We start from the raw sequence: 24,687 nt of genomic DNA on the forward strand, positions 1-24,687 counted from the left end.
GCCGGATTGCTCGCCCTGGCGCCCGCCGCCGCGTGGTCAGCTTGTCGGAGGCAGCGGTCCGAGCAGGAGCGAGGCCCAGGCGCCGTGCGCCGACGAGTCGTCGGAGGGGTGGAACTGCCCCGCCAGCACGTCGCGAGAGAGGCGGCCGAGTTCCGACCGGCGCGCGTAGGCCGAACCGCCCGCGATCCGCACGGCACTCTCGACCACGCGCAGCGCCCCCTCCGTGGTGCGGATCTTCACGCCCACGAGCGAGGGGAACCAGCGCGCACCCCGGTCGACGAGCGCGTCCACGTCCGCCGCCGCTGAGCGCAGCGGGGCTTGGAGTCCGTCGAGCAGCATCCCGACCGCGGCGACCCGGTGGCGCACATCGGGGTCCTCGGCGAGTGGCCGCCCGCCCGAGCGGAGGGAAGTCCGGCGCTGCACCGAGACGACGGCCACGTCGAGCGCCCGCTGCGCGACACCGAGATAGACCGAGGAGATCAGCAGCTCGAACGCCGCGAAGACCGCGAAGACGAAGGGGTCGGCGCTCGGTCCGACGGGCAGCGAGCGGATCATCCGCTCGGCCGGGACAACGACTCCGTCGAGCACTGTCGTGCGACTCTGTGTCGCGCGCATGCCCAGCGTGTCCCAGTCGTCGTGAACCTCGAGTCCGGCGACGGGCGTCTCCGGGGTCTCCCGGTCGACGAAGCCATGCACGAGGCATGGTTGGGGGCCGCTGTCGTCGCGCCCGAAGACACCGAGCCGCGTCCACACGGGCGCGAGGGACGTGAAGACCTTCGTGCCGGTGAAGCGGTAGCCGCCGTCGCCGACCGGCTCCGCACGGGTCAGCGAGTCCGAGAGCACCAGATCGTTTCCCGCCTCGCTGTTGCCGAAGGCGAAGACGTGACCCGCCGCAGCCTCGACGAGCACCGAGCGGAGGGAGTCGTCGCCGCGGTCGAGCAGGAGGCGTGCGATCCCGGTCCAGACCAGGTGCATGTTAACGGCGAGCGCCGTCGCCGGGGCCGCGGTCGCGAGGCGCGTCTGCTCAGCGGCCGCTTGTTCTAAGCCGACGCCCACACCGCCGAGGTCCTCGGGAACGAGCAGCGCGAGGTAGCCGATCGCGCGCAACTCCTCCAGATCCTCGTAGCAGAACGCGTTGCGCTCGTCGTAGTCGGCCGCACGGCCGCGGAAGCGCTCGAGGAGCGCGTCGTCGAGGATGCTCACCCGCCCCACGCTACGCCCCGCGCCTGCGGCTCGCGGAACCGCCTCCGGCTCGCAGGAACCAGCGGATCCTCCGAGCCGGAAGCTCCCCGACGAGCCGAAAGCCCGCTCAGGCGAGTTCGTGCGACTCCAGCATCTCGGTGACCAGCGCCGCGATCGCCGAGCGCTCCGAGCGGGTCAGCGTGACGTGCGCGAACAGCGGGTGCCCCTTCAGCGTCTCGATCACGGAGGCGACTCCGTCGTGCCGCCCGACCCGAAGGTTGTCGCGCTGCGCCACGTCGTGAGTCAGCACCACCCGGGAATTCTGGCCGACGCGCGAGAGCACCGTGAGCAGAACGTTGCGCTCCAGCGACTGCGCCTCATCCACGATCACGAACGCATCATGCAGCGAGCGTCCGCGAATGTGGGTGAGCGGCAGCACCTCGAGCATGCCCCGCTCGATCACCTCATCGAGCACGTTCTGCGAGACCAGCGCGCCGAGTGTGTCGAAAACCGCCTGCGCCCAGGGATTCATCTTCTCGGCAGCGTCGCCGGGCAAGAAGCCAAGATCCTGACCGCCCACCGCGTAGAGCGGCCGGAAGACCATGATTTTCTTATGCTGGCGCTTCTCAAGCACGGCCTCCAGCCCCGCGCAGAGCGCGAGCGCCGACTTGCCGGTGCCGGCTCGGCCGCCGAGCGAGACGATCCCCACCTCCTGATCCAGGAGCAGGTCGATCGCGAGCCGCTGCTCCGCCGAGCGCCCGTGCAGGCCGAACACGTCCTTATCGCCGCGTACTAGCGTGATCTGCCGCTTCCCGGTGACCCGGGCGAGGGCGGAGCCGCGGTCGGAGTGGACGACGAGTCCGGTATTGACCGGGATGTCGGCCACGACGTCGGTGAACAGGCGCTCGCGGTCGTACAGCTCGCTCATCGCGTCGCCGCCGAGCGTCACGTCGTCCATGCCGGTCCAGCCGGACTCGGGGGCCTGCTCGGCGAGGTACTCCTCAGCGGCGAGACCGATGGACGCAGCTTTCACGCGCATCGGCATGTCCTTGGACACGACGGTGACCGCGGCGCCCTCACTCTGCAGGTTGAGGGCGACGGCGAGGATCCGCGCATCGTTGTCGCCCATCTGCAGCCCGCTCGGCAGAACCGACATGTTCGAGTGGTTCAGCTCAACCCGGAGTGTGCCACCCCGGCCGACCGCGATCGGAAAGTCGAGCCGCTCGTGCTGCACCCGCAGCTCGTCGAGGTGGCGCAGAGCCTGCCGCGCGAAGTAGCCGATCTCGGGGTCGTTGCGCTTGCCCTCGAGTTCGCTGATGACGACGATCGGCAGCACCACCGCATGCTCGGCGAACCGGAACATCGAGGAGGGGTCCGACAGCAGGACCGAGGTGTCCAGGACGTACGTGCGCTGGAGCTGATCGGTCGGCTCCGCGGAGCCGTTCTGCGCGTGGCGGTGGAGACTCCCCTGCGCGCCGGTCTGCGGATTCATGCCCTGGGGAACTGTCACGACGACTCTCCACACTCCGGGGGCCGAGCCCCCGGCTCATGTCCTCGAGCCGGCCTCTTCGGTGTCTGACGTTCACCGCGCAGTATCCCTTCGGCGTCTGCGCGATGTCGAGCCCTACGTCTGCGGCCGTCTCGACCAGGCGCTGTACCTGATGACTTGAACCTAACCCGGCGAATGACATCCGTGTGTTTCCCACCGCGACGAATGTGTAACCAGTGTGTGAACGTGCGGAATCCGGCCTGATCGCCCAGGACTCGCACACCCGCGGGGCGTCCGACGTCGATCTCCTAGCACGCCTCGCACAGGAGGACTTCGACGGCATCATCACCCGCGACCGCAAGCAGCTCGTCCACGACGACGAACGCACTGCGCTCAGGCGCGCGGGACTGCACTGGGTGGGCGTGGACCGCGGCGCTGTCGACGTACAACTGTGCCCGGTACGCGAAGCGCGCCCTCGAGACCATCGAACGGCGAAGGGCCTCCGGAGTGCCCGCGAGTGTTCCCGCGTGGAGCGCAGATCCGTTCGACGACCTAACAGGCGCCCGAAGTGACTGACGCGAGAGACAGCCGCACAGTAGCATCGGCTCGAGGGTGAATTCTTGCGTGGAGCGGAATCTGAGAGTGAGAGTGCAACGCGCTGGCTTCGGGTCCGCGAGTCTGGTGCACTTTGTGCCATCCCCACACCTGAGCCGATACAATCGCGGCCTAACCCGACCACGCCCGTAGTCCTTCGGGCTACAGCCGCTTTCGGAAGGAGCATCGCATGACCACCATCACCCACCGTCACGGCTCCGACCGCAGCCGTCCCGGAGTGCTCGGGCAGGTCGCTCTTCTAGTGAGCGGACGCGGGCGCGTCGTTCGCCGAGGGCCGGCGCCCGGTCAGGACACCACGCAGTTTCTGCTCTCCAGCGGCAACCGCGAGCGTCTGTTGCGCAGCATCGACGAACTCAACGGCGGCGAGGGTCGCGAACACGATACTCGTTGAGGATCATCTGGTCCGCAGATGCGTGGGAGGAGTACCAGGAGTGGCTCGAACCTCAGCGTAAGAAGGACCTCAAGAAGCTCAACGGCTTTATCAAGGAGATTCGGCGCGGATCTTTCTACGAGGGCCTGGGCGATCCTGAGCCGCTCAAGTATGAGCTCGAGGGCTGGTATTCACGCCGCATCACCTTGGCCGACCGACTCGTGTACCGGGTTTCTGACGCCGGGGACCTCGAGATAGCGCAGTGCCGCGGCCACTACTGATCTGACCAGATGAGCAGTCCCGCTCGGGTAATGCAGCTGCGGACCAGCGCTCTCGCGGTCCGACAGGGAATGCTTCACACGGCTCCGGCTCGACGACGACGATGCCCGCACGCTCGTGCTCGTCGCGGGAACCCACGACCGCCAGCCCGAACTCGTCGGCCAGATCCACGATCGCGCTGACCCGCTCCGCCACGAGCGCAACGTCGCCGAGAGTGGGCCCACGCGGCCGAAGTCGAGGTAGCCGGTCTCCTCGCCGAATCCGGCGAGGTAGTCCTCGGTCGTGGTGAGGCGGGTGGCCCGTTCGAACTCCTGCCTGCCCTTCCGGTCGGTGGTGCGGCAGGAGCCGCGAGATCAGCTACCGAAGCGGCGGTGGCGCCCGGCGTAGTCGCGGAGCGCACGGAGGAAATCGACCTCGCGGATGTCTGGACCCAACGCCTCCATGAAGTAGAACTCGCTGTGCGCGCTCTGCCAGAGCATGAAGTCCGAGAGCCGCTGCTCCCCCGAGGTCCGGATGACCAGGTCGGGGTCGGGCTGCCCACTCGTGTAGAGGTGCTCGCCGATCAGCTCCGGAGTCAGCAGGCCCGCGACGTCCTCGATCGAGGAGCCGCGCTTGCCGTGCTCCTCCAGGATGCTGCGCACGGCCTGCGCGATCTCGTGCCGGCCGCCGTAGCCGACCGCGAGGTTCACATGCAGGCCGGTGTGCGAGGCAGTGCGGGCTTCGGCCGTGTCGAGGGCGGTGACGAGCGAGGCGGGCAGGCCCTCGTCGGAGCCGACGTGCTGCACGCGCCAATCCGGCTGCTGCGAGACCTCCTCGGCGAGGTCGGCGATGATCGCAATCAGCTCGGTCAGCTCGCTGCTGTCCCGGCCGACGAGATTGTCCTGCGAGAGCAGGTACAGGGTGACGTGCCGCACGCCGAGCTCATCGCACCACTGCAGGAACTCGTGCACCTTCGCGGCGCCCGCCCGGTGGCCGTGCGCCGCCGTCTCGAGGGCCCGCTGCCGCGCCCAGCGCCGATTACCGTCGATGATCATCGCGACGTGGTTCGGCAAAGAGTCGGGGGGAAGACTCGAGCGCAGTCGCTTCTTGTAGACGCCGTAGAGAAGGTCCCTCCCTACAGGCAGTCTCGGGTTCGGCACAGTGACACGGTAGCCGACCCGGAGCGGTCCTCGATGACGGTGGGCGCTCGGTGTCATACCGGGATCGCGTCGTAGTCTGTCCGCCATGAGCTCGCGGCCGACGCCTCCCCCGTCCGATCCCTCCGCACACGCCGCCGACGCAGCGGACCTGTCTGCGCTCCCCCTGGTCGAGGATGCGATCGAGCAGGGCCCCGCAGCCGAGGTACGCCCGACGTGGCGCGGCTGGATCCATGCCGGGATCTTCCCGCTCGCGGCCGTCGCCGGAGTGGTGTTGGTCGTCCTTGCGGACGGAACCGCCGCGACAGGGGCGGCCGCGGTGTTCGCGACCACGTCACTCCTGCTCTTCGGCAACTCCGCTCTGTACCACCGCTTCGACTGGACGCCGCGGACGAAGATGATCCTGAAGCGGATCGACCACGCGAACATCTTCCTGCTGATCGCCGGCACGTATACGCCGCTCGCCGTGCTCGCCCTACCGCCCGCGCAGGGCACGCTGCTCCTGGTCCTGGTCTGGGCGGGCGCGCTGCTCGGGATCGGCTTCCGTGTCTTCTGGATCGGCGCCCCGCGCTGGCTGTACGTGCCGCTGTACCTGCTGCTGGGTTGGGCGGCCGTGATGTACCTGGGACCACTGTTCGAGGCCAGCGCGGCGATGATGGTGCTCGTCCTCGTCGGCGGGCTCTGCTACTCCGCGGGTGCCGTGATCTACGGCATCAAGAAACCCAATCCTGTGCCGGGCGTCTTCGGCTTCCACGAGATCTTCCACGCGCTCACGGCCGTGGCGTTCCTCTGCCACTGGACGGCGGCGTTGATCGTCACGCTGCATCCGGCCTACAACGCTTAGACGGGCTCAGCCGTCGCTGCGCTCCGCCTCCTCGGCGTCGAGCCGCTCCTTCACCTGCGCGGTGTAGGTGGTGCGCCGTACACGGCGCACCATATCGAGCGCGAGCAGGACCGCGGCGAGGGCGATAACGAGCATCGTGACGAAGCCGAAGAGGCCGGGGGTGACCGTGTCCTCGTTGAAATCCGGACCCGGGGTCGGCACCGGGCTCGAGGGGGCGGCTAGAACGACGGCGCGCTGGGCGCTCTCGAGCAGCGCGGCGATCACGCGCACACCTCGTCGACGACGGCGATGCCGGATCCGTCGGGTTCCGGAGTCACCGGGGCGTCGTGCGAAACCTCGGAGTCGGGGGCGATCGGCGGGACGACGGCGGTCGGACCCGGGGCGAGTTCCGCCAGACCGAGACCGGCGAAGAGGTCGGTCTCGGGGGTGGGCGCGTCGACGCGGCTGTCGACGAGCTGGAAGTCGTCGGTCGGCCAGGCGGCGTCGATCGCCTCGTGCGGAAGGAAGAAGAAGACGTTGTCCGGAGCGACCTGGCTGGCGTGGGCGAGCAAGGCCGCGTCGCGACGGTCGTGGAAGCCGGAGATCACGACCCGTGTGGTCGCGAGATACGGGGTGTCCTCGTTCCAGCGCTTCATCTCATCCAAGACCGACAAGCGCGGGTCCTCTGGGTCGATCGAGCGCAGGTGCTCGGCGATCGCCCGTAGCTTCTGGCCGCTGAAGACGCGGTCGTAATAGAGCTTCAACACCGACCAGGGAGCGCCCGTGCCGCGGTACTGCTCGGCGAGGCCGGCTGCGCGGTACGCCTCGACCGCGACCTGATGTGCCCGGATGTGGTCGGGATGCGGGTAGCCGCCGTTCTCGTCGTAACTGATGATGACGTGCGGGCGGAACCGGCGGACCAGGCGCACGAGCGGCGCGGCCGCGGTCGCCAGCGGCCGGCCCGCGAAGGAGGCGCCGTCCACCTTCCCGTCCTCAGGCATCCCCGAGTCAACGAAGCCGAGCCAGGTGTGCTGGACACCCAGAGCATCACGAGCGGCGGCCATCTCGTGGCGGCGGAGGCCTCCGATGTCGCGCTCGGCGTGAGCACGGGCCTCGAGACCCTCGTTCAGTACCGAACCGGCCTCGCCCCCGGTGCAGGAGACCACCATGACCTCGGCGCCCCGCTCGGCATAAGCCGCCAGAGTCGCGGCACCCTTACTCGACTCATCATCCGGGTGGGCGTGCACGGCGAGGAGGCGCGGAGTGTCCTGCGCCTCCGAATCGACGGAGACCTCATCGGCCTGGGACACGATCGCTCGATTCCTCGGGGTTTAATGGGATCGGCGCTCGTGTACCAGAGTGGACGCGCGCCGTCCGTCCAGAGTAGACGCATCATCCAGGGAGTTCAGTGGCCACCCGCACCTCCGAAAACGTCGAGGGCACTGCCGCGCCGGCACTCGATCCGGACGCGGTCCGCGCCGCCGGGCCCCTCGCCACCCGCTACGGCCGCACGAGCAGCACCCGCCGCAACAACCGCTGGCTCTTCGGCGGCGTCGCGCTGACCTTCGTCGCCGTCTTCGCGGCCTGGGTGATCTGGGCAGGGCTCGACGGCGCCCGCGGTGGAGTGGACGTGCAGGACACCGCGCACCAGGTCGTCGACGACCGCACCGTGAGCGTCTCCTTCGACCTCACCGCGCCCGCCGGCCGCGAGGTCGCCTGCGCCGTCCAGGCTCTCAACGAGCAGTCCGCAGTCGTCGGCTGGCTGGTGGTGAAGTACCCCGCCTCGACCGAACGCTTCCACTCGCACACCGAAACCGTGCGCACCACCGAGCTCGCGAACACAGGTTTGATCTCCTCCTGCTGGCTCCCTTAGGCTTGACTGAGGCCCTGACGGACTCGTCGGGGCGTCGCCATTCCCACCGCCGCCTGACGCCGGCCGTCCCGACCGCCGGACGCGGATACCTCCGCACAGTGCTGCCGGACGCTGCGAGCGCGGCCCTCAGAGCAGGAGCCCACCATGACGGACCAGTCACAGGTGACCTGGATGACCCAGGAGTCGTACGACCGCCTCGAGGCGGAACTCACCGAGCTGTCCACCGCCGGACGCGAGGAGATCGCCAAGCGCATCGAGGTCGCCCGCGAGGAGGGCGACCTGAAGGAGAACGGCGGCTACCACGCCGCGAAGGACGAGCAGGGCAAGATCGAGGCTCGCATCCGCCAGCTGACCTCGCTCCTGCGCGAAGCCGAGATCGGCACGCCCCCCGAGAGCCACGGAGTGGTCGAGGCCGGCACTATCATCACCGCCGACATCGCAGGAGACGAGTCCCGCTTCCTCCTCGGCAACCGCGAGATGGCGGGCGAGAGCGACCTCGACATCTACAGCCCGCAGAGCCCCCTCGGCGCGGCGATCATGGGCCTGAAAGTCGGCGACACGACGCGCTTCACGGCACCGAACGGGCGGGAGATCGAGGTCCGCGTCGCCAACGTCGAAACCTGGTCGGGCCACTGATCGTGCGTCGCGGCGTCCTCCGCGGCGTTGTCGTCGGGCGCGATACCGCCGGTATCGCTTCCTCCTCCGCCTTGCGGAGAACACCGCGACGCACGATCAGCCCACCCACGAACACGACGGGCGGCGGCGTCCTCCGCGGCGTTGTCGTCGGGCGCGATACCGCCGGTATCGCTTCCTCCTCCGCCTTGCGGAGAACACCGCGACGCACGATCAGCCCACCCACGAACACGACGGGTGGCGGCGCTTCGCGCGCCTACAGGACGGGCGGCGGCGGTTCGCGCGCCTCGGTGGGAGCGCGGTCGGACCGGCGGAGCGCCGCGACAGGAGCTCGCGCGGGGGTCAGTTGCGGGAGATGCGGGGCGAGTAGCCGGCGTCGGTGAGGACCTGGATGACGCGGTCGGCGTGCTCAGGGCCGCGGGTCTCGACGCTGATCTCGATCTCGACCTCGCTGATCTGCAGGCCACGGCCGTGTCGGGTGTGCAATACCTCGACCACATTGGCGTTCGCCTCCGAGATGAGTCCCGCGATGCGCGACAGCTGGCCTGGTCGGTCCGGCAGGCCGATGCTCATCTTGAGGTAACGCTCCGAGGCGGCCAAGCCCCGGCTGATCACCCGCTCCATCATCAGCGGATCAATGTTCCCGCCGGAGAGGATCACCGCGGTCGCCCCTGCGTCGCGGATCTTCCCCGTCAGGATCGCCGCGATGCCCACGGCACCGGCAGGCTCCACCACGAGCTTCGCCCGCTCCAGCAACACCAACAGCGCCCGGGCGATGTCGTCGTCCTCGACGGTGATGATCTCGTCCACCGTCTCGCGGATGATCGCGAAGTTCAGCTGGCCCGGCTTTGCCACCGCGATGCCGTCGGCGATGGTCGGAGAGATCGTGATCGCGGTCGGCTCTCCGCTCGCGAGTGAGAGCGGATACGGAGCCGCGTTGGCGGCCTGAACGCCGATCACGCGGAGGGTGCGCCCCGCCCGAGCCGCCTTCTGCTTGGCGGCCGACGCGACTCCGGCGATCAGGCCGCCGCCGCCGATCGGCACCACGATCGTCTCCACAGAAGGTGCCTGCTCGAGGATCTCGAGGCCGACCGTACCCTGCCCGGTGATGACGTCCGGGTGATCGTACGGCGGAACGAACACGGCGCCGGTGCGCTCGGCGAACTCGGCAGCCGCCGCGAGTGCCTCGTTGAAGATGTGACCGCTCAGCACGACGTCTGCTCCGTAGTCGCGGGTGGCCGCAAGCTTGGGCAGCGCGACGCCGATCGGCATGAAGATCGTGGCCTTGATCCCCAGCTCCCTCGCCGCGAAGGCGACCCCCTGGGCGTGGTTACCGGCCGACGCCGCAACGACGCCGCGGGCGCGTTCCTCCGCCGTGAGTCGCGACATCCGGAACACCGCTCCGCGGATCTTGTACGAGCCGGTGCGCTGGAGGTTCTCGCACTTCAGGAACACGGGCGAGCCGAGGACCTGCGCGAGGAATGTGCTCGTCTCCATCGGAGTGGCGGCGATAACGGGCGCGAGGACTGTGCGGGCCGCTTCATACTCGTGCAGCGCGGGTCCGACGACGTGGCTAGTCTGCATGCTCTGCGGCAACTCTCTCGGGGGTTCGGGTGGGCGAGCGCCAGGCTCCGCTCGCGACGTAGTTGACCATGACGTTGAGCGTGGCCACGAAGGGCACAGCGAAGAACGCGCCCGCGATTCCGGCGACGATCGATCCTCCGGCCACGGCGAGCACGACGGCCAGCGGATGGACCTTGACCGCCGAGCCCATGATCAGCGGCTGCAGGATGTGGCCCTCGAGCTGCTGCACGCCGAGCACGACAATCAGCAGGATGAGGGCGATCAGCGGGCCGTTGTAGACCAGCGCGATGAACACGGCGAGCGCCCCGGTCACCACAGCACCGATCACGGGTACGAAGGAGCCGAGGAAGACGAGCACGCCGATCGGGATCGCGAGCGGGACGCCGAGGAAGAAGGCTCCCAGGCCGATGCCGACCGCATCGACGAACGCGACCAGGATCTGGACCTTCACGAAGTTGGTGAGAGTCACCCAGCCGGCACGCCCCGCACCATCGACGGCTCCGCGAGCACGATACGGGAAGAGGCGAACCACCCAGCTCCAGATGTTCGGGCCGTCGATCAGGATGAACAGGGTCGAGAACAGCGTGAGCAGGACCCCGGTCAGCAGGTGACCGACGGTGGAGCCGACGCTGAGCGCCCCGCTGACCAACATCCCCGAGTCCTGCTGGAGAGCGGTCAGGGCCTGCTGCGCGTACCCGTTGATGTCGGTCTCGGTGAGGTGGAGGGGCGACTCCAGGAGGAAGGCCGTGAAGTCGTCGTAGGACTGCACCGTCTGCCGACTGAGGTCGTCGAAGCCGGAAGAGACCTGGGTGACGACGAGGAAGAGCAGCCCGCCGATCACGAGCACGATCCCGAGCTCCGCGACCACGACGGCCACCCATTTGGGCCAGCTATGGCGCTGGAGGAAGCTGGAGAACGGGATCAGGAGCGCCGCGATCACAATGGCGACCAGCAGCGGAATGACGATCAGCCGGAGCTCGATCACCAGCAGCGCGAGCACCGCGAGCGCCGCGACCACGACCAGGACGCGCCACGCCCAGGCACCGGCGACGCGCATCCCATCGCTGACGAAGGCGGAGTCGGGGACCGGGGCCGGCCGGCTGGCCGCGACAGGCGCGACAGGCGCGACGGCGCGCGGGCCGGAAGTGCGGCGGGACCTGCCGAGTCTCATCTGCCCAGACTAGGCCCCGGTGCATTCCCCGCGCGGTATCCCCGCCGCGTGCTCATCCGGTGACGGCCGACGGCATCTGGTCTCGGTGAGCGCGGACCGCGACCGGCCGGCGCGCGAGCAGCACGCCGACACGCTGCCCCGGTTCGAGCCGCTGCCCTGACGGATGCTGGACGACCACCTCCTCGCCCGTGGACAGCAACACTCTCGAGCGGCGAACCGGCCCGAGGAAGCTCGAGGCGAGGACCGCGCCGACCAGCGCGTCCGGGGCGCCCTCGGCGACGATCTCGAGATCCTCGGGGCGGAGGAAGACCGAGACCGCGCCGTTCGCGGCGGCCCTGTCGACCAGCGGCAGGCGGGTGCCCAGCGCGGTAACCGCTCCCTCGGCGACCACGCCTGCGACGACGTTCGAGAGGCCGACGAAATGGGCGACGAACGCCGTTGCCGGACGCGCATAGAGGTCTTCGGGAGCACCCAGCTGCTCAATGCGGCCCGCGCTCATTACCGCGACCCGATCGGCGACGGCGAGAGCCTCCTCCTGATCGTGGGTGACGAAGAAGGTGGTGATCCCGATCTCGGACTGGAGCCGCTTGATCTCGTCCCGCAGCTGCACCCGAACCTTCGCATCCAGCGCCGACAGTGGCTCGTCGAGCAGCAGCACCCGGGGCCGGGTGACCAGGGCGCGTGCGAGCGCCACGCGCTGCTGCTGTCCGCCGGAGAGCTCGTGCGCGTAGCGCTCGCCGAGCCCGCCGAGGCCGACGACGTCCAGCGCCTCCTGCGCGGCTGCGCGCCGCTCCCGTGCGGCCACTCCGCGGGTGCGCAGCCCGAACTCGACGTTCTCGCACGCCCGCAGGTGTGGGAAGAGCGAGTACGACTGGAAGACCATGCCCAGGTCGCGCTTGGCCGCAGGGACGTGCGCGACGTCCACCTCGTCGACGAGGATGCGGCCCGCGTCGATCCGCTCGAGACCGCTGAGGGCCCGCAGCGCCGTCGTCTTGCCGCAGCCGGACGGGCCGAGCAGGGCGATGAACTCCCCCGGTGCCACATCGAACGAGACGCCGTCCAGAGCGCGGGCTGAGCCGTAGTGCCGCTTCACGTCGACGAAGCGCACGCGGGCGCCGGGCAGGGTGGGAGCGGTCACGAGGAGCCTTTCGAGGAGCGCGCCGCACTCACCGGCAGACCAATTCGCGCGAGGCGACCGATTCCGAGCAGGAGAGCGAAGGCGAAGAGGAGGGAGAGCAGCGAGAAGATCACGGCGGCGTAGGCGTCCGACTTCGAGACCTGTACCAGTGCGGTCTGCAGGGTCGTGCGGCTGAGCAGCGAGGCGATCGTGTATTCGCCGAGGACTACCGCGACCGTGATCAGTGCGGCGGCGACCAGTCCGCGGCGCAGGTTGGGCAGGAGCACCCGCCCGAGCACGGCGAGCGGCCCGCGCCGAGCGAGCGCGCGGCCTCCGAGAGCGTCACAGCGTCGAGTCCGGCGAGATCGGCCGCCACGGCCCGGTAGGCGTAAGGCAGGACGAGCACGCCGTAGGCCAGCGCAAGCGTCCAGGGCGCAGAACCGGCGAGCCGAGTGACGACGGAGTAGACCGGCGCCAGCCCGACGACCAGCACGATCGCGGGCACCGTCAGCGGCAGCAGGCACACCAGCTCCAGGGCACGGCGCAGGCGCGGGAGCCGGAGCTCGACGAGCAGCATCGTCGGCACCAGCAGCACGAGGACGATCACGGCGGTGACGACGGCGAGGATCAGCGAGTCGCCGATCCCCTGGAAGAGGGAGCGGTACGCCCGCTCGTGCCCGGGATCGAGGATCGCCGTCCAGTGCGAGAGGTCATAGCCGCCCGGGCCGCGCAGGGTGAACTCGGCCATCGCGACGAGCGGAGCCGCGAAGACGAGCCCGGTGACAGCGAGCACCGTCCGCGCGAGGAGCCGCGACGGCCTCACCGCTGCCACCTCCGGGCCCGGCGCTGCAGCAGCGCGTACCCGGACATCAGCAGGACCATCACCGCGAGCATCCCGAGCGCGAGCGCGCCGGCGAGGTTCTCCCGGCCCAGCACCGTCTCGCTGACCAGCGACGCGCGGATCTGCAGCGGCACGATCTGCGCGCCCTGGCTGATCAGCGCCGCCGCCGTGGCGAAAGACGAGAACGCGTTGGCGAACAGCAGCAGCACGCAGCCGAGGAACGAGGGGGCCAGCACCGGACCCGCGATGTGGAGCCAGTAGCCGAGCCGGCCGCCGCCGAGCACGGCGTTCGCCTCGGCCCACTCGGGGCGCAACCCCTCGAGCGCGGGAAGGAACGTGAGCACCATCAGCGGGACCTGGAAGTAGAGGTAGGGCAGCATGAGCCCGGGGAGCTGATAGAGCCACATGCCGTCGGCGTACAGGTCAACGCCGGCTCCCGCGAGCAGGGTGGTCACCAGCCCCTGCGCGCCGATGGTCGCGATGAACGCGAACGCCAGCATTACGCCGCCGAACTGCGCGAGCACGCTCGCCGCCGCATCGACTACGGTGCGCAGCGGGCCGCGCGGATCCGCACCCAGCAGCGCCAGGCAGACGACGGCGCCCACTACCGCGCCCACCACGGCGGTGCCCGCCGAGAGCCCGAGCGACGCTCCGAAGGCGGAGAGCACGACGGGATCGCCGAGCGCCTGGAGGTTCGTGAGCGTGAAGCGGCCCTCGCCATCCGTGAATCCGGTCGTCACCACGAGGACGGTGGGCACGGCGAGGAACAGCAGGACGTAGAGCGCGAAGGGGGCGACACCCAGCACGGCCGGGGCGCTGCGCCGTCCCCGGATGATCGGCGCTGCGGGGACGTCGGCACGAGCGCTCGTCACTGGATCGCCGCAGCCCACTTCTCGGCCAGGAGCGACGAGGCGGCCTTGGTCTGCTCCACCGTGAACTGGATCAGGTCGGAGGGAGCAGCGCCGACAGCGGCGAGCGCGCCCTGGTCGAGCGTGCCGGCCTCGGTCATCGCGGCCAGGCGCACCGGGTAGGCGCCGGCAGCGAGGTAGAGGTTCTGCGCCGCGTCGGAGTAGAGGTACTCCTGCCAGAGCCGGGCCGCCGCGGGGTGCGGGGCATCCGCGTTGATCGCCTGGCTGTAGTAGCTGCCGACGGCCGCGCCCGGAAGAACGGTCGTGTTCCAGTCGCGGCTACCCGCGTTCGCCGTCCCCGCGGCAAGATTGTTGTAGCTCCAGTCGAAGACCACCGGGGTCTCCCCGGAGGCGATCGTGGCGTCGGTCGGGTCCAGCGGCAGGAAGTTCCCGGCGTCGTTGAGCTTGTGGAAGAAGTCGATCCCCGGCTGGACGTCGTCGGCGGACCCGCCGGATTGGAGGGCCGCGAGCTGCACCGCTGCGGCGGCGGCGCCGGCCTGGGTCGGGTCACCGTTGATCGCAACGGAGCCGCGGTAGTCGGAGCCGAGGAGATCCTCGAGCGAGTTCGGTGCGGGCACGGCCCCCGCGTCGTAGCCGATCGACATCAGCCCGGTGTAGTCGTTGACCCAGAGGCCCGACTGCTCCTTGTTCTTCTCCGGGATGTCGTTCCACGATTCGACCTTGTACGGCGCGAACATGTCCGTGTTGGCCAGCGCGACGGCCGGTCCCAGGTCGAACACGTCGGGAGCGGTGTCCTGACCGGCGAGGTTCTTCGCCGTGCTGATCTCCTCGGCCGAGGAGTCGTCAGGGGAGGCGGAATTCACGGTGATGCCGTACTTGTTTTCAAAGCCGCTGATCAGCTCGCCGTAGTTCGCCCAGGTGTCGGACAGGGCGATGACGCTGAGCTGCCCCTCGGCCTTCGCGGCCGCGACCAGGGAGTCGAGTCCACCCAGGTCCGCGGCGGAGGTGGCGGACGCGGCGGCCTCGCGGGAGCCTCCCGTGGAGGCGGTCGCGCCACCGGAGCAGGCGGAGAGCGCAAGGATGAGCGCGGTGCCGGCCGCGGTGACGGCGGCAGTGCGCGAGAGTCGCTGAATGGTCAAGGGTCCTCCAGAGTCGGCTGGGCCAGCCCGATGGGACGGCCTCGGGCACGATAGGCGCGGCGTGAGACGACGAGGGTGCGCGCCGGTGAATGCCGGGCGAACGCCCGGCACCGAATCGGTGACAACGATGTCGGAGGCATTCGCTAGCGTAGGCAGACCATGACCGAGCAGCTCCCGCCCGCGCTCGCGCGCCGGATCGCCCTGGTCGCGCAAGGCTTCGGCGCACCCCGGCCCCTGCGAGTGGGTGTGCGGCAAATCCACGCCGCCGTCGACCGCATCCGCCCGCTGCAGCTCGACTCGGTCACCGTTTTCGAGCGGAGCCACTATCTGCCTCTGTTCGCGCGCCTGGGCTCCTACGACCGCTCCCTCCTCGATGCGGCCGCTTTCTCACCCGCTGGTCAGTACCTTGAATACTGGGCGCACGAGGCGGCCCTCGTCCGCCGCGAAGACTTCCCGCTCTACCGCTGGCGGATGCAGCACTACCGCCGGGTCCGCCTCCCCGAGCACGAGGGCTGGGCCGCCGAGAACCGTGCGACCCTCGACTGGCTGCGGGCGGCACTCGTCGATGGCCCGCTGCGCGCCTCCGAGATCGAGCACGAGGCCAACGTCCGCACCGGACCCTGGTGGGGGTGGTCCGACATCAAGCGGGGCCTCGAGGTCCTGTTCCGCTGGGGCGAGGTGGTGACGGCCGGGCGGACGCGCTTCGAGCGCTCCTACGGCCTGGCCTCGCAGCTCCTTCCGCGCGAGGTGCTGGAGGCCGAGGTCGCCCTCCCGGACGCCGTCCGTGAACTCGTGCGGCGGGCCGCCCGGGCGCACGGCATCGCGACCCTCGGCGACCTGGCCGACTACCACCGGTTGCTCCGGGCACCCACCCGCGTCGCGGTCGACGAGCTGGTCGAAGCGGGCGAACTGGAGCGCGTCGAGGTTCGCGGCTGGGAACGCGGCGGACGCCCGATCCCGCTGTGGCGGCACGTCGACGCCCGCCGCCCCCGCTCGCTCCGGGCGGACGCGCTGCTCTCGCCGTTCGACCCCGTCGTCTGGCATCGTCCGCGCGCCGAGCTGTTCTTCGGGTTCCGCTACCGGATCGAGATCTACACGCCCGCCGAGCAGCGCGTGCACGGCTATTACGTCCTCCCGGTCCTGCTCGACGACGTGATCGCCGCCCGAGTCGACCTCAAGAGCGATCGGCGGCGTCGGGTCCTGCTCGTGCAGGCGGCGTGGCGGGAGCCGGGGGCGCCGGCCGACACTGCCGAGCGGCTCGCCGTGCTCCTCGCCGAGGCCGCCGCCTGGCAGGAGCTCGACGCCGTCGAGGTCGTCGGGCGGGGCGACCTCGCCGCCGCCCTCGCCGTCGCGCTGAGGGGGAGGGCGTCCTAGCGCTCTGCGGTGCACTGGCTCGACTCCTCCATCCCCAGCCGCTGTTCAACCGAACGCCTCTCCGCTCGTCCAGCCGCCGTCGTCCGCCGCGACGTGGAACGTGACCGTGTCGGAGTCGTCGATCGACCGGGTACCGCTGCTCCATGCGGCCCGCGGCGGAATGCTTCGCGCCTTCCCCGGTCAAAGGACAAGGACGCTCTCAGCGTCCGCTCTCTCCGGTACGGCTGAGGTGCTCAGTGGATCCGGCCGGGTCAGTATCACATTCACGGCTCCGCTCCTGATCGTCCCTCGGTGATCAGCGGCGACGTCAGGGGCGCTGAGGCCACCGGTTTCACCTGATTTCGGGGGCAGGGACCATTCATCTGCCACACTGGGTCACTTCCGCCCGTGACCCCGGCAAGTCCGCTGAGACGAGAGGTCCTGGGATGGGCGTTCTGCACGACGACCAACGCTCGTTCGACTCCGACGACCGGCTTCGCACTCACGTCCAGGCGGTGGGCCTGATACGCCGCCGTTCCGATGACCGGCCCTGCGTACGCCCCGCGCCGATGACCGGCCCTGCGTACGCCCCGCGCCGATGACGCGGCTGCAGTGAACGACACCGAGGATCTCGCGGTGCTGTTGGCCTCGCTGGTCACGGTGCTTCCCTTCGAGGAGGCCGCCGCGTCCTCTCTCGGCGCCCCGTTCGATGTGGAAACGCTCGCGTCGAGCAGTGTCCGCGCCGCGTCACTGGACGAGGCGCAGCTCGACCTCGGCGAAGGACCGGCGTGGGACGCTTTCCACACCCGCAGGCCGGTCCGCGCCTCTGTCGCCGATAGTGGGAGGGAGCCCGAGTGGCCCTTCCTCGCGTCCTCGTTCGGTCGTGCCGGCGTGTGCTCGGTGCTCGCGTTACCCCTGGCCTTCGGGCCGCTGCACATCGGCGCCGTCACGCTCTTCGCCCTTGAGGCGGAACCTGCTGATGACGCAGCAGTGAAAATGGCGCAGAGCATCGTGACGCTGGTGGGACGTACAGTGACTTTCCGCGCTCTCGCCGAGACGCAGTCCGGCATAGCGGAACGGGACGCGTCGCTTTCACGCCGTGAGGTACACCAGGCGACCGGCATGGTCCTGAGTCAGACAGGAACCACCCCCGACGATGCGCTCCTCATCCTGCGCGCATACGCCTACAGCCACTCCCGAACCCTTCGCGACGTCGCTGCCGAGGTCGTCGCGCGCCGCCTCGACCTTTACCCCGACCACTGAAAGTGGGCGGTTGCGCCAGAACACCATCGGCTCGCTCAACGTCTTTAAAGACCCGCCCCGCGGGCGAGATCGTCCTCTGAGCTTCGCTAAACTCTGCCCTCACGCGATCGACCACCCGTAGTCGGCGTCCGGCCCGCCCAGAACAGACGGCACTCAGTCCCGAGGATTCCGCCTGGGGCCGCGCCGCGTCCGGCGACCCTGGCGCCGTTGGACAGATCCTCCGTCGCCGCGCGCACTCCCGGACCAGCGCGGCGGAGGTTTTTCCCGATGACGCGGTCTGCTTGAGGTAGTCGTCGAGGACCCGGTGCTCGTCCTGGCCGCCGTGTCGGGCGCCGTTGCAGGGCTGTGGAGGTGGAAGCGGTGGGGCTCGGAGTATCCGCCGCTGGTGACGACGTCGTGACAGCTGCTGGCGGGAGGGCTGCCGCTGGCGGCGCTGAGCGCTGTGTTCGAGCCGCTGCCGGACGCCGGCCTCACGCTCGTGAACGTCGTCGGGTACATCCACCTGACACCGATGGGCACGGCGCTGGCGTACTTCTTGTGATTCCAGGGAGTGCGAGCACTCCCTGCACACGTCCCGGCGTTTCTCAAGCTGCCCAGCCCGGTCATCGCGGGCACGATCGGTGTGAGCTGGGCGGGCGAGGTCCGGTCCGGGTCCTAGATCGTGGGAGGAGGCACCTCCTAGAAGCGCGAGCCCATCTCGGAGAGGCGGGCGACGCGGTCCGCGATCGGCGGGTGGGTCGCGAAGAGGCGTGCGACGACGCCCGGCTTCGACGGATCGGCGATCCAGAGGTGGGCCATCGAGCTGTTCTGGCGCTGCATCGGCCGCCCCGCGGACTCTAGCTTGAGCAGGGCGCGGGCGAGAGCATCGGGATGGCGGGTGGTCAGAGCACTGGTCGCATCGGCGAGGTATTCGCGCTGACGCGAGATGGAGAGCTGCACCGCCGTCGCAACGATCGGCGCGAGGACCATCGACACCAGTCCGACGATCAGGAGCGCCGGGTTGCCTCCGCCGTTGTTGGTGCCGCCGCGACCGACGAACGCGAGACGCAGGAACGCGTCCGAGAGGAAGCCGACCGCCACGACGAGCCCGAAGACGATCATCGAGACGCGGATGTCGTAGTTGCGGACGTGACCGAGTTCATGCGCCATCACGCCCTCCAGCTCGGCGTCGTCCATGATCGCGAGGAGACCGGTCGTTGCAGCGACCACGGCGTGCTCCGGATCACGACCGGTCGCGAAGGCGTTGGGCGCAGGGTCGTCGATCAGGTAGACCTTCGGCATCGGTGTGCCGGTCGCGATCGAGAGGTTCTCGACGATGCGGTACAGCCGCGGCTCGTCCGCCTTCTCGACGCTCACGCCCCCGCTCAAGGCGACCGCCTGACCGGCGGCGAAGAAGTACTGGAACAGCGCGTAAGCGGCGGCGACGACGAGCACCACCACCACGACCGCCGCGCTGCGGTAGACCGCGGAGGCAAGGGCGCCAAGGCCACCGATGATCGCCAAGAACAGGACAAGGATCAGGACGGTGTTGCGCTTGTTGCGGGCGATGGCGCGGTACACGAGACGCGCCTAGAACTGAACGCGCGGGGGCTCCGAGATCGCGGCGAGATCGCCGACCTCGAAGAATTCGCGCTCCGAGAAGCCGAGCCGACGCGAGAAGAGGGTGTTCGGGAACACCTTCACCTTGGTGTTCATCTCGCGCACTCCGCCGTTGTAGAAGCGACGGGCCGACTGGATCTTGTCCTCGGTGTCGACGAGCTCGCCCTGCAGCTGGAGGAAGTTCTGGCTCGCCTGGAGCTGCGGGTACGCCTCCGCGACCGCAAAGATCGACTTCAGCGCGCTCTGCATGTGGTCCTCGGCTACCGAGGCCTCCGCCGGACCCTGCGCCTGGAGCGTCTCGGCGCGCGCCTGTGTCACCGACTCGAAGACCTGCCGCTCGTGCGTGGCGTAGCCCTTCACCGAGTCGATCACGTTGGGGATGAGGTCGGCGCGCCGCTTCAGCTGGACGGTGATGTCGCTCCACGCCTCGTCTACTCGGACGTTGAGGGTGACCAGCGAGTTGTACGTCGCCCAGAGGTAGACCCCGAGGATGACGACGAGCGCGACGACGACGATGAGCGGGACGAGCCATTCCATGCGCTCCAGTGTAGGGAGCGCGCGGTGCCCGCCACCTGTCGATGAGGCGCATTCGCAGGGGCGGGGTCTGCCCTACTTGAGCGTTTTCTGCAGCAGCACCGTGCTGAGCCAGCGCTCGAACTTGAAGCCGACTCGACCCATCCGGCCGACCTCGACGAAACCGAACTGTGCGTGCATTGCGAGCGACGCCTCCGCCCCCTTGTCGGCGATGACGGCCATGATCTGCCGAATGCCGACCGCCTTGGCCCGCTCGAGCAGCTCGGTCATCAGCGCCCTGCCGAGACCCTTGCCCGTCGATGCCGCGCGCAGGTAGATCGAGTTCTCGACAGTGAAGCGGTAGGCGCGCTTGGACGACCACGGTGAGACCATCGCGTAGCCGAGGATCTGACCCGACGGCGAGACGGCGACGATGAAGGGCAACCCGAGCTTGTGATTGCGCGCGAACTTGGTGCGCCACTCCTTCAGCGTCGAGTCGTCCTCGTCGAAAGTGACCACCGTATTGCGGACGTAGTGGTTGTAGATCTCGCGGATGTCTGGCAGGTCGGCGTCCCGTGCCTCGCGGATCTCGAACGAGAAGCCCGGCTCGGGCGGGGGCGCCTTCCGCAGGTGCGGCGGCAAGACGCGCCTGCGCTCGTACTCTTCCTCAAGCATCCGTGTCCCCTTCGGCTCCGCCCAGTGATCCGAGCCAGCGTAGCGGCCCCGTCGCGGCCGAGCGGCTCATGTGAGAGCGCCCCACTCGACAGGCTCCGCGCCGCGCTCCACGAGCAACGCGTTCGCACGACTGAAGGGCCGCGAACCGAAAAAGCCGCGCGACGCCGACAGCGGGCTTGGATGCGCGCTCTCGATCACCCCGGCCTCTCCCAGGATCGGTCGCAGCGACGCAGCGTCGCGACCCCAGAGGATCGCGACGAGCGGCGTCTCCCGCGCGGCGAGGGTGCGGATGGCGTGTTCGGTGACCGCCTCCCAGCCCTTGCCGCGATGCGAGGCGGGAGCTCCGGGAGCGACGGTGAGCACGCGGTTGAGCAGCATCACTCCGCTCGAGGTCCAGCCGCTGAGGTCGCCGTGCGGAGGCGGTGTGACGCCGAGGTCGTCGCGTAGCTCGCGGTAGATGTTCTGCAGGCTTCTCGGCAGCGGGCGCACATGGCGCTCGACGGCGAAGGAGAGGCCGATCGGATGCCCCGGCGTGGGATACGGGTCCTGCCCGACGATCAGGACGCGCACGTCGGCGAGCGGCGCGGCGAAGGCGCGGAGGACGTCCCTACCCGCGGGGAGATAGGGCCGGCCGGCCGCGACCTCGGCGCGGAGGATGTCACCCATCGCGGCGATCTTCCCGGCGACGGGGGCGAGCGCGTCGGCCCAGCCCTCGTCGATCAGTCCCGCGGCGGCGAGTTCCTTCAGGTCCATCGAGTCAGCCCGCCGCAAGCGTCGCGACGACGACTCCGGCGTCGCTCCCGGTCACGCGCCACACCGATCCTGCGCCGCCCACCCGCAGTGTGCCGGTGCCCACGATCAGCACAGTGGACTCATCGAGCGCGACGCCACCGTCGACCAGGCCCGCCTCGACAGCGGCAACCAGGCGCCCGAGGGTGCCCCACTGCGCGGCGTGCACGTCGACCGAGACGTCGATCAAGCCGATGCCCTCGAGCACGGTCACCTCGTCGAGTTCCTCCGCCGCCGCCTCCGGGGCCACCGCGACTGCGCCGATCCGGTGCCCGCCGACGATCGCACGGTCCGCCGCGACCGCCGCTCCCGCCGAGCAGCCGGCATAGGGCACTCCAGAGGAGACGAGATCGCGCAGGCGCGGGAAGCAGTCTTCGAGCGCATCGCGGTAGGCGGGGGTGAGCCCTGCGCCGATGAAAATCCCGTCGACATCGTCGAGGACCGAGGGGTCGATCCGGTCGCCCTCGAGCTTCATGACGGCGAACGGGTCGAGCGGACCGACCGTCGCGAGCAGCGCCGCGTACCCCGAGTAGGCCTCCGGGCCGAGGCCGTCGTGGACGACGACGATGGCGATGCGCGGGCCCTCGATGCGACCGGCATCGACCGCGTGCGCGCGCGCCTCCGCCAGGAACGCTCCGTACAACTGCTGGTCGTGCTCGGCGCCGCCTCCGCCGCCGATCAGGTGGACGCTCACTCGTCGTCCTCGGCAAAGGCTCCGTCCACCGGAGGCAGAGCCGACCAGGGGAAGACGATCCAGCGCGGGGTGCGGCGCCAGAAGAAGTCGGGCTCGAGAACCGTGCGCGGCTTCGTGTATAGGGTGACGGTGCGCACCTCGGCGCCCATCGCACGAATGAGCTTCACCGAGAGGGCAAGGGTGTGGCCGGAGTCGGAGACGTCGTCAACCAGGAGGATGCGCTTGCCGTGCACCGACGCCTCATCCAGCACCGGCGGCAGCACCACGGGCTCCGTCAAACGCGCCTCGACACCGGTGTAGAACTCGACGTTCAGCGCCCCGCAACTCTTGATCCCGAGCGCATACGCCACGGCGCCCGCGAGCAGGAGTCCGCCGCGGGCGATGGCGACGACCAGCTCCGGGCGGTAGGCCGATGCCACCACGTCGTCGGCCAAGTGCCGTGCTGCATCACCGAACTCGAGCCAGCCGAGCACCTCCTTCTGCGTGGCGGCGAGGAGGGCGGCGGAGTCGTCGGCGTCGGAAACCATGAGCGATAGGCTAAGCCGTCGCGGGGCCTCGCGTCACATCGGTCAGGCGCGCGGTGCCAGGGGTCTCCTCGTCACCTTGTGCGCGGCCGCCTGGGCGACCGGCTTGATGGTCACCAGGTCGAGGTTGACGTGGGCGGGCAGTTCGACGGCGGAGACGATCGCGGCGGCGACGTCGGCGGCGACAAGGGGATCCGTCACGCCCGCGTAGACGGCATCGGCAAGCTCGCGGTCGCCGCGGAAGCGCAGCAGCGCGAACTCGTCGGTGGCGACCATCCCGGGAGCGATCTCGATCACACGGATCGGCTCCCCAGCCAGCTCGAGCCGCAGCACGCCGACGAGCGCGTGCGCGGCGAACTTGGAGGCGTTGTAGCCGCCTCCGCCCTCGTAGGGGGTGTGCCCGGCGATCGAGGTGACGGTCACGATGTCGGCGGAGGAGCCGCCCTCCTCGATCCCCGCGCGCAGCAGCGGGAGCAGCGCGCTGATGACCAGCTTGACCGCGAGCACGTTGATCTCGAACATGCGACGCCAGTCCTCGGGGTCAGCCGTCTCGATCGGATCGAGTCCGAGCGCGATGCCCGCGTTGTTCACCAGGGCGTGCACGGGCCCTGACGCGGCGAGATGGTCGCGCAGCGCGTCGACCTGGGCAGCGTCGGTGAGGTCGGCGACAAAGAACCCGGCGCCGGTCTCGGCGGCGAGCGCCTCCAGACGGTTGCGACGGCGCGCGACAGCGACAACCTCCCAGCCGTGCTGCCGGAACAGGCGAACCGTCGCCGCTCCGATCCCTGAACTCGCTCCTGTTACCACAACGCGTCGACCCACGCCCGTTTCCTTCCGTCACGCCTCGGACACCGTCGACCCTGTCGTCGCACCCCCACGCTAGTCTGGCCGCGTGCCGCCCGCCGACTCGGCTCCCGCGACCGCCGGGACAGCCGTTGCCCCCCAGCGCCGCGTGCCCCTCTGGGACAATGCGCGCTTTCTCTGCGTGACCCTCGTCGTCGTCGGCCACGGAATCCAACGGCTGACGGCCCACTCGGACACCTCGCTGATCGTCTACTTGACGATCTACGCCTTCCACATGCCGGCGTTCGCGATCATCTCTGGCTACTTCTCCCAGGGCGGCGCGCCGAGCGCGCGGGTCATGCGCCGGGTGCTGACGGACATCCTGCTGCCCTACCTGATCATGGAGACGATCTGGACGCTCGTGCAGTTCCTGGTCGAGGGCAAGCAGGAGTTCAATCCGACCACGCCGAGCTAGACACTGTGGTTCCTGCTCGCTCTGGGCATCTTCCGCCTGGTCCTCCCCTCTCTGGCGCTGCTGCGCTGGCCGCTACTGATCAGCGTGGTGCTCGCTGTCGGGGTCAGCTAGTACGACAACAGTGATTCGACCTTCTCGCTCGCGCGCGCGATCGGGATCCTGCCGTTCTTCGTCTTCGGCTGGCGGATACGCGGATTCGCGCTCGGCGGCCGCTGCGTCGTCGAGCGGTGGCTGGCACAGCCGCCCGCGCGCGTGCTCGGAACCCGCATCGCCGCTGTCCTCCTCTTCGCGGTCGCCGCGGTCGTGATGACCATTAACATCGAGGCGTTCCGCGCGGCCGACCTACGGTTCTGGTTCTTCTACGACCGCCCCTACGACGCTCTCGGCGAGACGCAGTGGTGGGCCGGCCTCGTGCGCCTGACGCTCATGGCGGCCGCCGTTGTACTCTCGCTCGCGCTGTTCGCCCTCGTTCCGCGCCGACGCACGCCGCTCACTGCGTGGGGCCAGTCAACGATGTACGTCTATCTTCTGCACAGCTTCGTGCTTTATCCGCTGCGCGAGTCGGGGGTCCTGTCCCACACCGAGAGCACGCTCGCGCTGGTGCTGATGGTCCTGTTCTGCATCGGCGTCTCGATCGCCCTCTCGCTGGGCTGGACGCGCAGCGTCTTCCACCGGTTGGTCCAACCCCGCGCGGCGTGGCTGTTCGCTCCGGACGCCGACGCGCAGCCACCGCGACCGAACCGCGCCGACCCCACCGAAGCCAAACGCGACCGGCAGCCCGAGCGACGCTGACCAGCGTTACCCCGTGTTTCGGGGACCCTGGCCGCCGTGCAAGGGCGCGCGTACGCTCATCGCGACGGAGAACGGCCCCGTCCTTCACCCCCGACGATCCGATGGG

Annotated in this window: 28 protein-coding genes; 9 read left to right on the plus strand and 19 right to left on the minus strand. The window is 69.6% G+C overall.

All coding sequences use genetic code 11. The features are described from left to right. Positions 1-36: 36 nt before the first annotated feature. Together C1O28_RS08740 and C1O28_RS08745 are read right to left on the minus strand one after the other, a co-directional pair. Entirely contained in the window at positions 37-1,212 is a 1,176-nt protein-coding gene (locus C1O28_RS08740; protein WP_097165584.1) for an acyl-CoA dehydrogenase family protein, read from the minus strand. Positions 1,213-1,309: 97 nt separating this feature from the next. Continuing rightward, positions 1,310-2,674: a PhoH family protein gene (locus C1O28_RS08745; protein ID WP_097165583.1), complete on the minus strand. Its 1,365-nt coding sequence runs from the start codon at positions 2,672-2,674 to the stop codon at positions 1,310-1,312. 781 nt (positions 2,675-3,455) lie between these two features. On the opposite strand from C1O28_RS08745, the gene C1O28_RS08750 reads away from it, so the two are divergent. Beyond that, a complete protein-coding gene (locus C1O28_RS08750) occupies positions 3,456-3,677 on the plus strand; it encodes a hypothetical protein (protein ID WP_097165582.1) in 222 nt (73 codons plus the stop codon). After that, positions 3,674-3,937 (plus strand): Txe/YoeB family addiction module toxin, encoded by a 264-nt coding sequence (locus C1O28_RS08755; RefSeq protein ID WP_097165581.1) that lies wholly within the window; start codon positions 3,674-3,676, stop codon positions 3,935-3,937. The genes C1O28_RS08750 and C1O28_RS08755 overlap by 4 nt, the downstream gene beginning before the upstream one ends. 351 nt (positions 3,938-4,288) lie before the next feature. Here C1O28_RS08755 and C1O28_RS08760 read toward each other — a convergent pair whose 3' ends face one another. Continuing rightward, on the minus strand, positions 4,289-5,074 hold the full coding sequence (locus tag C1O28_RS08760; protein WP_276328077.1) for an isoprenyl transferase: 786 nt from the start codon (positions 5,072-5,074) through the stop codon (positions 4,289-4,291). 85 nt (positions 5,075-5,159) lie between these two features. On the opposite strand from C1O28_RS08760, the gene trhA reads away from it, so the two are divergent. Continuing rightward, the gene (gene trhA, locus C1O28_RS08765) at positions 5,160-5,915 is read left to right on the plus strand and encodes a PAQR family membrane homeostasis protein TrhA (RefSeq protein WP_097165578.1); all 756 of its coding nucleotides are present in this window, start codon (positions 5,160-5,162) and stop codon (positions 5,913-5,915) included. Positions 5,916-5,921: 6 nt separating this feature from the next. Here trhA and C1O28_RS08770 read toward each other — a convergent pair whose 3' ends face one another. Next, complete coding sequence (locus tag C1O28_RS08770) at positions 5,922-6,179, minus strand: hypothetical protein (protein ID WP_097165695.1); 258 nt, start codon at positions 6,177-6,179, stop codon at positions 5,922-5,924. After that, positions 6,176-7,204, minus strand: a complete 1,029-nt coding sequence (mca, locus tag C1O28_RS08775; RefSeq protein WP_097165577.1) for a mycothiol conjugate amidase Mca — start codon at positions 7,202-7,204, stop codon at positions 6,176-6,178. The genes C1O28_RS08770 and mca overlap by 4 nt, the downstream gene beginning before the upstream one ends. 98 nt (positions 7,205-7,302) lie before the next feature. Here mca and C1O28_RS08780 point away from each other — a divergent pair, with 98 nt between their 5' ends. Both C1O28_RS08780 and greA read left to right on the plus strand, forming a co-directional pair. Further along, entirely contained in the window at positions 7,303-7,767 is a 465-nt protein-coding gene (locus tag C1O28_RS08780) for a DUF4307 domain-containing protein (RefSeq protein ID WP_097165576.1), read from the plus strand. Positions 7,768-7,911: 144 nt separating this feature from the next. Next, positions 7,912-8,403 carry a transcription elongation factor GreA gene (greA, locus tag C1O28_RS08785; protein ID WP_097165575.1) on the plus strand — a complete coding sequence of 164 codons (492 nt, stop codon included), beginning with the start codon at positions 7,912-7,914 and terminating at the stop codon, positions 8,401-8,403. Positions 8,404-8,742: 339 nt separating this feature from the next. On the opposite strand, the gene ilvA is transcribed toward greA, so the two are convergent. Genes ilvA through C1O28_RS08815 form a run of 7 tightly spaced genes read right to left on the minus strand, consistent with a single transcriptional unit; the run spans position 8,743 to position 15,121 of the window. Continuing rightward, complete coding sequence (gene ilvA / locus C1O28_RS08790; protein ID WP_097165574.1) at positions 8,743-9,984, minus strand: threonine ammonia-lyase; 1,242 nt, start codon at positions 9,982-9,984, stop codon at positions 8,743-8,745. Further along, positions 9,974-11,155, minus strand: coding sequence for an AI-2E family transporter (locus tag C1O28_RS08795; RefSeq protein ID WP_097165573.1), 1,182 nt, complete (start codon positions 11,153-11,155; stop codon positions 9,974-9,976). Before C1O28_RS08795 ends, ilvA begins: the two co-directional genes overlap by 11 nt. Before the next feature lie 52 nt (positions 11,156-11,207). After that, on the minus strand, positions 11,208-12,293 hold the full coding sequence (locus C1O28_RS08800) for an ABC transporter ATP-binding protein (RefSeq protein WP_097165572.1): 1,086 nt from the start codon (positions 12,291-12,293) through the stop codon (positions 11,208-11,210). Further along, the gene (locus C1O28_RS15655) at positions 12,290-12,559 is read right to left on the minus strand and encodes a hypothetical protein (RefSeq protein ID WP_244210514.1); all 270 of its coding nucleotides are present in this window, start codon (positions 12,557-12,559) and stop codon (positions 12,290-12,292) included. Before C1O28_RS15655 ends, C1O28_RS08800 begins: the two co-directional genes overlap by 4 nt. Beyond that, positions 12,514-13,095, minus strand: a complete 582-nt coding sequence (locus C1O28_RS08805) for an ABC transporter permease (RefSeq protein ID WP_244210515.1) — start codon at positions 13,093-13,095, stop codon at positions 12,514-12,516. The genes C1O28_RS15655 and C1O28_RS08805 overlap by 46 nt, the downstream gene beginning before the upstream one ends. After that, positions 13,092-13,985, minus strand: a complete 894-nt coding sequence (locus C1O28_RS08810) for an ABC transporter permease (protein WP_243392004.1) — start codon at positions 13,983-13,985, stop codon at positions 13,092-13,094. Before C1O28_RS08810 ends, C1O28_RS08805 begins: the two co-directional genes overlap by 4 nt. Next, positions 13,982-15,121 carry an ABC transporter substrate-binding protein gene (locus C1O28_RS08815; RefSeq protein WP_181024571.1) on the minus strand — a complete coding sequence of 380 codons (1,140 nt, stop codon included), beginning with the start codon at positions 15,119-15,121 and terminating at the stop codon, positions 13,982-13,984. The genes C1O28_RS08810 and C1O28_RS08815 overlap by 4 nt, the downstream gene beginning before the upstream one ends. Positions 15,122-15,280: 159 nt before the next feature. On the opposite strand from C1O28_RS08815, the gene C1O28_RS08820 reads away from it, so the two are divergent. After that, the gene (locus tag C1O28_RS08820; protein WP_097165571.1) at positions 15,281-16,495 is read left to right on the plus strand and encodes a winged helix-turn-helix domain-containing protein; all 1,215 of its coding nucleotides are present in this window, start codon (positions 15,281-15,283) and stop codon (positions 16,493-16,495) included. Between the two features lie 591 nt (positions 16,496-17,086). Beyond that, positions 17,087-17,737: a GAF and ANTAR domain-containing protein gene (locus C1O28_RS08825; protein WP_097165570.1), complete on the plus strand. Its 651-nt coding sequence runs from the start codon at positions 17,087-17,089 to the stop codon at positions 17,735-17,737. A gap of 678 nt (positions 17,738-18,415) precedes the next feature. Here the strand turns inward: C1O28_RS08825 and C1O28_RS08830 are convergent. The 7 genes from C1O28_RS08830 to C1O28_RS08860 form a co-directional block, all read right to left on the minus strand. Continuing rightward, complete coding sequence (locus C1O28_RS08830) at positions 18,416-19,297, minus strand: M48 family metallopeptidase (protein WP_097165569.1); 882 nt, start codon at positions 19,295-19,297, stop codon at positions 18,416-18,418. Between the two features lie 9 nt (positions 19,298-19,306). Beyond that, positions 19,307-19,873, minus strand: a complete 567-nt coding sequence (locus tag C1O28_RS08835) for a LemA family protein (RefSeq protein ID WP_097165568.1) — start codon at positions 19,871-19,873, stop codon at positions 19,307-19,309. Positions 19,874-19,945: 72 nt separating this feature from the next. Next, positions 19,946-20,524: a GNAT family N-acetyltransferase gene (locus tag C1O28_RS08840; protein WP_097165567.1), complete on the minus strand. Its 579-nt coding sequence runs from the start codon at positions 20,522-20,524 to the stop codon at positions 19,946-19,948. A 66-nt stretch (positions 20,525-20,590) separates the two neighbouring features. Then, entirely contained in the window at positions 20,591-21,277 is a 687-nt protein-coding gene (locus tag C1O28_RS08845) for a uracil-DNA glycosylase (RefSeq protein ID WP_097165566.1), read from the minus strand. 4 nt (positions 21,278-21,281) lie between these two features. Beyond that, positions 21,282-22,007 (minus strand): type 1 glutamine amidotransferase family protein, encoded by a 726-nt coding sequence (locus C1O28_RS08850; protein WP_097165565.1) that lies wholly within the window; start codon positions 22,005-22,007, stop codon positions 21,282-21,284. Then, complete coding sequence (locus C1O28_RS08855) at positions 22,004-22,534, minus strand: phosphoribosyltransferase (RefSeq protein WP_097165564.1); 531 nt, start codon at positions 22,532-22,534, stop codon at positions 22,004-22,006. Before C1O28_RS08855 ends, C1O28_RS08850 begins: the two co-directional genes overlap by 4 nt. Positions 22,535-22,576: 42 nt before the next feature. After that, positions 22,577-23,353, minus strand: coding sequence for an SDR family oxidoreductase (locus C1O28_RS08860; protein WP_097165563.1), 777 nt, complete (start codon positions 23,351-23,353; stop codon positions 22,577-22,579). Between the two features lie 70 nt (positions 23,354-23,423). Between C1O28_RS08860 and C1O28_RS15660 the strand changes: the two genes are divergently transcribed. Both C1O28_RS15660 and C1O28_RS15665 read left to right on the plus strand, forming a co-directional pair. Then, complete coding sequence (locus C1O28_RS15660; protein ID WP_243392003.1) at positions 23,424-23,789, plus strand: acyltransferase family protein; 366 nt, start codon at positions 23,424-23,426, stop codon at positions 23,787-23,789. A gap of 252 nt (positions 23,790-24,041) precedes the next feature. After that, entirely contained in the window at positions 24,042-24,581 is a 540-nt protein-coding gene (locus C1O28_RS15665; protein WP_237397891.1) for a hypothetical protein, read from the plus strand. The last annotated feature ends 106 nt before the right edge of the window (positions 24,582-24,687 follow it).

It is taken from the genome of Rathayibacter rathayi, assembly GCF_004011095.1.
Lineage (GTDB): Bacteria > Actinomycetota > Actinomycetes > Actinomycetales > Microbacteriaceae > Rathayibacter > Rathayibacter rathayi.